Here is a 255-nt window from a genome sequence, read left to right on the forward strand (position 1 = left end):
TACATGCTTTAACAAAAGAACTAGTAGAGCAATATGACGTGATTAAAATAGAAGATTTGAAAGCCAAGAATCTTCTGAAAAATCACAAACTTGCCAGAGCAATTGCTAATCAAAGTTGGAGGAAACTACGTTTCCAATTAGCTTACAAATGTGAATGGTACGGAAAACAATTAGTCATTGTTAATCCCAGAAAAACGTCTCAAATCTGTAGTAGCTGTGGATTTGATGATGGCAAGCATACTCTAAATGTTCGAC

1 protein-coding gene is annotated in these 255 nt (G+C 34.9%); it reads left to right on the forward strand.

Annotation, left to right across the window (positions count from 1 at the left end; genetic code table 11):
* The coding region (locus KH893_RS12930) for an RNA-guided endonuclease InsQ/TnpB family protein (protein WP_281166413.1) at positions 1-255 on the forward strand (255 nt) is incomplete at both ends.

The organism is Liquorilactobacillus sicerae, assembly GCF_029916425.1.
In the GTDB taxonomy this organism is placed as follows: Bacteria; Bacillota; Bacilli; order Lactobacillales; family Lactobacillaceae; genus Liquorilactobacillus; species Liquorilactobacillus sicerae.